The sequence below is a fragment of the Silvanigrella sp. genome (genome assembly GCF_044369315.1).
Taxonomy (GTDB): domain Bacteria; phylum Bdellovibrionota_B; class Oligoflexia; order Silvanigrellales; family Silvanigrellaceae; genus Silvanigrella.
Map to the genome: position 1 here is coordinate 1 of NZ_JBIPMD010000165.1, position 7,720 is coordinate 7,720.

Annotated in this window: 7 protein-coding genes; 4 read left to right on the forward strand and 3 right to left on the reverse strand. The window is 32.2% G+C overall.

Annotation, left to right across the window (positions count from 1 at the left end):
* The first annotated feature begins 151 nt into the window (after positions 1-151).
* The gene (locus ACIQ56_RS12260; protein ID WP_397601347.1) at positions 152-1,078 is read left to right on the forward strand and encodes a DMT family transporter; all 927 of its coding nucleotides are present in this window, start codon (positions 152-154) and stop codon (positions 1,076-1,078) included.
* Here ACIQ56_RS12260 and ACIQ56_RS12265 read toward each other — a convergent pair.
* Both ACIQ56_RS12265 and ACIQ56_RS12270 read right to left on the reverse strand, forming a co-directional pair.
* Positions 1,052-1,573, reverse strand: coding sequence for a hypothetical protein (locus ACIQ56_RS12265; protein WP_397601348.1), 522 nt, complete (start codon positions 1,571-1,573; stop codon positions 1,052-1,054). The two genes, ACIQ56_RS12260 and ACIQ56_RS12265, sit on opposite strands and share 27 nt — an antisense overlap.
* Entirely contained in the window at positions 1,527-3,764 is a 2,238-nt protein-coding gene (locus tag ACIQ56_RS12270) for a DUF4301 family protein (RefSeq protein WP_397601349.1), read from the reverse strand. The genes ACIQ56_RS12265 and ACIQ56_RS12270 overlap by 47 nt, the downstream gene beginning before the upstream one ends.
* Before the next feature lie 141 nt (positions 3,765-3,905).
* Between ACIQ56_RS12270 and rlmN the strand changes: the two genes are divergently transcribed.
* From rlmN to ACIQ56_RS12285, 3 genes are all read left to right on the forward strand, one after another.
* Positions 3,906-4,982, forward strand: a complete 1,077-nt coding sequence (gene rlmN / locus ACIQ56_RS12275; protein WP_397601350.1) for a 23S rRNA (adenine(2503)-C(2))-methyltransferase RlmN — start codon at positions 3,906-3,908, stop codon at positions 4,980-4,982.
* Positions 4,979-6,082: a tRNA dihydrouridine synthase gene (locus ACIQ56_RS12280; RefSeq protein ID WP_397601351.1), complete on the forward strand. Its 1,104-nt coding sequence runs from the start codon at positions 4,979-4,981 to the stop codon at positions 6,080-6,082. Before rlmN ends, ACIQ56_RS12280 begins: the two co-directional genes overlap by 4 nt.
* Positions 6,083-6,176: 94 nt before the next feature.
* Entirely contained in the window at positions 6,177-6,920 is a 744-nt protein-coding gene (locus ACIQ56_RS12285; protein WP_397601352.1) for a Bax inhibitor-1 family protein, read from the forward strand.
* Positions 6,921-7,194: 274 nt separating this feature from the next.
* Here ACIQ56_RS12285 and ACIQ56_RS12290 read toward each other — a convergent pair whose 3' ends face one another.
* Positions 7,195-7,662, reverse strand: a complete 468-nt coding sequence (locus ACIQ56_RS12290; RefSeq protein ID WP_397601353.1) for an ABC transporter substrate-binding protein — start codon at positions 7,660-7,662, stop codon at positions 7,195-7,197.
* Positions 7,663-7,720 lie beyond the last annotated feature (58 nt).

A 7,720-nucleotide genomic window follows, 5' to 3' on the forward strand; every position in this document is an offset into this window, starting at 1 on the left:
GGTAATGAGTTGGTTCTGCCAATCCATTGGAAGCTCCTTTGTTACTTTGTTTTAAGCAACAATTAACTAACAAATTGGAGCTATTTCTTCAATCCTCAGAATGCTTTTCTCAACTCTTAACTGGCATAATTATTTGATCGGTGTCACTGAGATGACAATAGCCAATTCGTTTGTTGGTGTAAATATTATTTTAAATAAATATCTTATTGAAAAAGCACCTCTTATGCTTTTATTAGAGCTTAGATATATTTTTGGTGTACTTATTCTTTTAGTCGTTTCCTTATTTATGAAATCTAAATTTCAGTTTTACATGACAGATGAAAAGTTTTCTAAAAAAGATTGGTTTATTTATTTATTAATGGCTTTGTCTGGAGGTGTTTTTTTTAATTTTATATATATGTTTGGCTTGGATAAGACAACAGCAACATCTGTTGGAATTATTAGTAGCTCAATACCTACTATAATTGTCCTATTTTCATTTTTCTTTTTAAAACAGCCATTAAAACAAATTCATGTATTTTGTATTTTTCTTGTTGTACTTGGAGTTTTAATATTAAATTTAAGTAAACCAACTCATAATATTAGTTCAATAAATTTTGATTCTTCAAAAATCTGGTTAGGGAATTTTATCGTATTTTTAGCAATGATTCCTGAAGCTTTATTTACCATTTTTGCTAAAATGATAAAAATTAAGGTATCACCTGTTATTTCAGGTTTATTAATTAATTTATTTAATGGACTTTTTTGTTTACCATTTGCCATTTATAGCTTAAATGAAGTAAATATATTTGCACTTGATTCTAATATCTGGTTGTTTAGTTTTTTTGTAGGCCTTTTTAGTGGTGCTTTATTTTACGTATTTTATAATCGCGGTATTTCAAAAATTGATTCCAATACTGCAGCCTTAATGACGGGAGTAATACCTATTAGTTCAGCTATTTTAGCAATTCTATTTTTAAATGAGCCTATTCAAATTTACACCTTTATGGGTATGATTTGTGTTTTATTATCGATATATCTTGGAGTTAGGTTTGGAGAAAATTCTAAAATATTATTCCAACGAATCCGCCAAAAGTAATAACATTTCGCTCATTTGTTTTACTGAAAGCGTTTTATTATTTTCTTTTACACGGACATAATTTTCATCAAGTAACTTAAATTCCTCAATGATACCACTTTTTAAAATAAACATAGGTATTCTTGGTGATTCTAAGTTTCCTGAGTCTAATTGTTGTAAAACTTTTGTTGCTCTATATAAATATAAAGTATCTATTTTTAAATTTGGTTCAATTAAAAAGCCTGCTTCTCCGGGTATATAAAGAAATAAATAGTTTTTATTTTCAATGGTGTCTTTATTTTTTAAATTTATTTCCGAAGATAAATCTCCAAAAGATATTTTAAGTTGAGTAAAAAATAATTCTTTTCCGAGATCCTTTTGGCTACGTAAAAAAATAATATCTTTTTCTAATTGTTTTTTTAATTCTGTAAAAAAAAGTCTACCTTGTTTTTCATTTGGCGGCTCAATATTAAAAGTTTCTTGTTTCGGAAGTTGCCAAAGTTTCGTCAAAACCATATGAGCGCCTGTCATTTCCTAAGGAATCAAAAAAAGATTTATGAGGTCTAAAAAGTGTACGAGGAACTTCAATGAAAATTAAGTTTGTAGTTGCTGAATTTCCAATAAGTTCATGAAGTACTGTCTCATGATAACATACAGGTATTCCTTTGTATTCCCTCTTTGTTAATAACCAAAAGCGTTCGTCAAAAAGTTTAGAATAAAATACTTTTTTTCCTATAGAGTTTTCTTTTTCAAATGATCTTTTGTTCGTTCTGAGTTCGAAAAAAGCAAGAACAGGGTTAAAATGAGTTGATTTGCCTCTCGATCCAAAATATTCATTTGAATCTTCTTCACTTGTATGCGGCATTTCAATACATAATTTAATTTTTGTCCCATCAGGGAGTTCGGCAAAAATAGGACCGCCTCCAATATCTGCCACTTCTTTTCTTACGACCCCAAAAATAGAGATAGGTTGTTCCATCCAAGTTAAAGTTTGTTCCCAAGACTCTAATTCATTTAAGGATGAGGAAAGCGGTTGCCAGTGAAATAAATTACCAATGATTTTATGAAATGCTTGAAATGGAATTCCAATAAAATGATTTCTATTATCGTAACAAATTTTTAAACCTTCTTGAGCAAGATTATTATCAATAAATTGGGATAAATAATTTAAAACTTGAAGGGATATATTATCAACTATTCTTAACGATTTTTTACTTTTTTCTTCGGAAAATAATAAATCTTCAATTTTGGCTCTTAAATATTCGATACAATCTCGCACAATGCGAAAAGCTTCAGCGGGAACATTAAGTTCATCTGAGCGATCATTTGATGTTCCAATCACGTTGTCGATATTTCGAATATGTAAGCATTCTGCAGAAGGAAATTCATCGGCAATTTTATCAAAAAGATGGATAAGCTCCCCATGCCCTGCAGAAACAGGGGTGTATTTTCCGTCTTCATCTTTAAATGGAGTTCCATCCATATTAAAACGAATTGTAGAAAGGGCTCTCCCTTGTTCTAAAATAAACCATTTTCCAGAACTTCTTCTATTATTTTTTAACCATTCCGGGGCAAAAGGACTGTTACGTAAAGTAAAAATATCCATTGTGCTTTCTTGAATTTGTGAAGATAAAGTTTGAATTTGATTTTCGAATTCTTTTTTCATATTCGTAGGAACAACCAGAACATTTCCTAAACAAGGCAATAATTTTATTTGCTCAGAAAGTTTAAGCATTAAAAAAGAATCTCCTTCGTTTGTTGTAGGTACTAAGGCTTTTGGAAGTGAACCATATTGGCTTAATAAAATACAACTAACTGCATATGCTTTAAGTATACTTTCTTCATGATTTCCAATATAAATATGATTTTTTTCGGATTCTATTTGATCTTTTTTATGAATATTTGACTGAGGGTTGATTCTCTCCATCCAATGATCGCTATTTCCCTCATTTTTTGGATTTTGATTACTGGATGTGTATTTTTTTATTTTATTATTTAAGTTTGAATAATTCCAAGGTGTTCTTAAATAATTTTCTGAATTAAAAAAAGAAGTAGAATCTTTGTTTATATTTTTTTTATAATCCATCTTTATAACAGATGATGTTCCTTTATAAAGTGTCTCACTTAAAAAATGATAAAAAGAATTGCATAAATTTTTTATATTTGGTGATTCTTGATCTTCTAATTGTTCAAATAAAGAAGATAGCTCTGGAGATATTTTATGATTTATTAAGATTTCTTGTATCGATTTTCGTTTTTCAAAAGAAATATTTTTAATTTTTTTATCGCGATTAAATACTTCGAATAATTCTTTAAATTCAAGAATTTTATTTTCTATAATTATGGTGAATTTTTGTAAGTCACTAAAAAATCGGGAAGCAGCTCCTGCAGCAGGAATGCATGTTACTAAATGATTATTTCTCCAATAACTCATTGAGCTTTTTTGGAATTTACGTAACATAGGATGATAAGTTGAAGATAGTATTCTTGTAATTTGTTTCCATGATAAAATACCACCATTGCTTGTTGTACAGGCTCCCATAACAGGAATTGTGGTGTTTATTTGTTTATTTAATGCTTGAAGAATTCGTGAGTGATGAATTGAAATTCTTTCGAAATCTAATTGATGTTCATGCAAAAGCTCAGATGAAATAGGACTAGATTGTTCCGATTTTTTATTCATTTTTACATCACTTTCTAAATGCATGCATTATCTCCTGTAAAATTAGAATTCAAGATTAAGTTATCAAGAATATCTAATTTAGGCAAAAACCTCTTGACCAGTCCTTTATACTTTGTTTGATAAAGAATCACCATTTTGGTGAAGTGATGATGGGAATAAATTGAAATGAAATCCTTTTTTGGTCAAAATCGAAGCAACCTTGCAGATCAAATTGCCAATACTTTTGGCGAATTAAAATCGAAGTTAAGAGCAGAGCAACTTTTTCGTAAAATTTATAAGCAAAATCCTATTCAAGAAGTAGATTTTGAAGGCCTAAGCGAAGAAGTTAAAAAATGGTTTTTAAATCAGTATGATCTCAATATCCCATTGGAAATACATGAACTGCAATCTAGTACACACGATGGTTCTGTTAAATTCGCAATGCGTTTAAAAAGCGATGGTAGGCTTGTCGAAAGTGTGTTGATACCTGAAAGAGGAAGACTCACTCAGTGTATTTCAACCCAAGTTGGTTGTGCTCAAGCCTGCCGCTTTTGTCAAACGGGTCGTATGGGATTGTTACGAAGTCTCACAACAGAAGAAATTGTTGGCCAAGTCATTTTGGCTGAAAAATGGAAAGCAGAAAACCCTAATTTTCAAGTTTCATCCTATAAACAAGTAACAAATATCGTTTACATGGGCATGGGAGAGCCTCTTGATAATATAGATAATGTAATAGAAAGTACTCATATTTTTTGCGATAATCTGGGGCTAAATTTTTCCCCAAATAAAGTAACAATAAGTACTGTTGGTTTAATGCCAGCTTTAAATCAGGTATTAGAAAAAACAAAAGTCGCTGTTGCCTTATCTTTGCACTCTCCGTTTGAATCGGAAAGAAGCAAAATCATGCCTGTTAACATAAAGCACCCCATAACCGAAGTTATTCGTACTATCAAAGAACATTCAAAAAATGGGTCCCGTCGTTCATTTATGATTCAATATACGTTACTTCGTGGTATTAATGATTCAAAGGAACACGCGGAAGCGCTTGTTTCTTTATTAAAGGAAGTTTCTGTTAAAATTAATTTAATACCTTTAAATGAGCATGAAGGCGCTTCTTTTAGAAGACCCGACTTAGGAAGGGTTTACGCATTTCAACAAGAATTAAAAAAAGCAGGCATGGTAGCAACTGTTCGTCTTTCAAAAGGCAGAGACATTCAAGCTGCTTGTGGACAGCTTATTAAAGACAAGGCAATAAAAGAATGAGTTTTTTTAACCAAGCCATCATGATTGGCGATCTAGAAATTAAAAATAGAGTTTTTTTAGCACCCCTTGCAGGGGTTTCCGACATACCTTTTCGTAGAATATGCCAAGAATTAGGTGCTGGATTAACATACGTAGAAATGCTTTCTGCCACAGCTATTGCTTATAAAAATAAACGAACCTTTGAAATGATGGCGAGACATAAAAGCGAATCTGTTCTTGGTGTTCAAGTAACGGGTCCTGTAGCGAGTCAAGTGGCTCATGCTGTTTCTGTTTTAGATGCTCAAGGATTTGATACGATTGATATAAATATGGGATGTCCTGTTCGTAAAGTGGTAGGAGCAGGTTGTGGGAGTGCCATATTAAAAGATCCAGAGCGCATTACAGAAACCGTTTTATCTTCTCGTGCATCTACCAAACGCCCTCTTTCTGCTAAATACCGACTAGGTTACACCCGTGAAAACGTAAATGTTGAAAATACGACAGAACGAGTGATTAACGCAAATGTAGACATGTTCACCGTGCACGGAAGAACCCGTTCTGAAAGCTATTCCACTCCCTGTGATTTATTGGGGATTAAAACTGCGATGTCAGTTGCTCAAAACTTAAGTCAAAATGTAGTTAAAGTAGGGAATGGTGATATTTTTTGTTATTCTTCAGCAATTAAAATGCAAAATGAGACCGGATGCGATGCGGTGATGGTAAGTCGTGGAGCATTAGGAAACCCTTGGATTTTTTCTGAAATTTTAGCAGGATCATCTTTGTCACCTACATTTGAAGAATGGTTTGATGTTGTTATGAGACACATTAGCTATCAAGAAGAGCATTATGGCAAAACAAAATTGGCTGCTATTTTAGCTCGTAAACATTTGCTTTGGTACACAAAAGGGTTTCCTTCAAGCAAAGGGGTTCGTGATTTATTAAATAGAGTAGAAGATTTAACACAAGCTCGAGAAATTTTAACAGATTATGCTTCACGGACACCAAAAGATTTTATTCGTTTTACTGGGTTTTCTCACGAAATAACAAGTAGTTATGATCCAAAATATGAAATGGACCGAAATCTGGATAGGGGTGTTGGTGATGAAGGTATGGAAGCTTGAAAAAGCCCTCTTGTCATTTCAATGATTTCGTTTAACTTTAGTAGAGTACATGTAATATTTGTACCTATCTACTTTCAAAGGAAAGGAAGTAAAAATGAGTTTTAATCGTTTTCAAAATAATTCAAATTGGATGGAAAATGCGGGTAAAAATGCCATAGCTCAATCCACAGCAAGCAAAACCATAGCTGGTGTCTATGGATGGATGTCCTTTGGTGTTCTTCTTAGTGCCATTATGGGCCTCGTTATTATTCAAACAGGTGGACTTCAAGCCATAGCAAGTTTGGGTCGTTTTGCAATATATGGTGTTTTTGCAGTACAAATTGGTCTTGTATTGGCAATGAGTTTTGCAGCTGAAAAGCTAAGTGCTTCTGCATTGAAATTCATGTTCTTACTTTATGCTTCCATAACAGGTGTTACCTTTGCCATGATAATGGGAGTTTATCCTATTGGGAATGTGATTGCTTTATTTGCAATTGCGGCAGTTGGTTTTGCGGGCCTTGCTGTTTTTGGCGCGGTAACAAAGAAAAACTTAGGTTTCATGAAAACATTTTTATTTATGGGCGTAATTATGATATTAGGCGCATATATTATCAATATGTTTATTCATAGTGAAATTCTGCGTTCTTTCGCTGGTTGGGCTGGAATCTTGGTGTTTTCAGGTTTAACTGCTTACGATTCGCAACGTATTCGTGAAGGGGCTTATCAACTTGCTTTTGATGGTGCTGGAAACTCGCCTGCATTAAGTAAATTTATGATATTTGGTGCATTAACTATGTACCTAAATTTCATTAACTTATTTATAAGTTTGTTACAGATTTTTGGTGGTCGTAAAAGCTAATTTGGTTTAGGTAACAAAGAAAAAGAGCGGTTATTTTTATCCGCTCTTTTTGATTATGTCGCAGAAATAAATTAAGTAAAACTTATTTAGATAAATCAAGCTAATCTTTGTTTTCTATGCGTGAATATCCCGCAAGAGATAAATTGCTCACAAATAGGTTTATTGTGAAGTGTTTTGAACTGACCTTTTATAAGTATATGGTGAAGTTCTATTTTACTTAATGTATAAGACACATACTAACTTTTATTTTCATATTTATTTAGTACATATATTATTAATGTTCTTTAATATAAAGATCAAAAGTACTTGTATGATCTAATGGATTTTTGCCAGAATATCCTCCAACATATTTTTTAACCAAATGTGTTGTAACGGCAGAGTACAATGGCAAAATGGGATAGTCATTCATTAAAACACTGGAAGCCTTTTCAAGTATTTTTTGTCTCTTTTTTAAATCTACTTCCATGGAAGCTTTTTTTAATAAGGTATCATAATTTGTATTTTTATATTTTGCATTATTCATTTGACTACCTGAACGTAACAAATCAGAAAATGAATTAACATCATTGTAATCTGCTATCCATCGATCCCAAGCCACCTGAAACTTTCCATTTTGTCTCGATTTTAAAAACACTTTCCATTCTTGATTTTCTAATGTTGCATTCACTCCAAGAGCTTGTTTCCACATAGATGCTATGGATAGAATGGTATGATCCCCGAAAAGTGGACTATTAAATTTCATAATTTTCTTCATATTCTAAAGGTGCATGATAATCAAGGGCAGAATGAGCACGAATTCG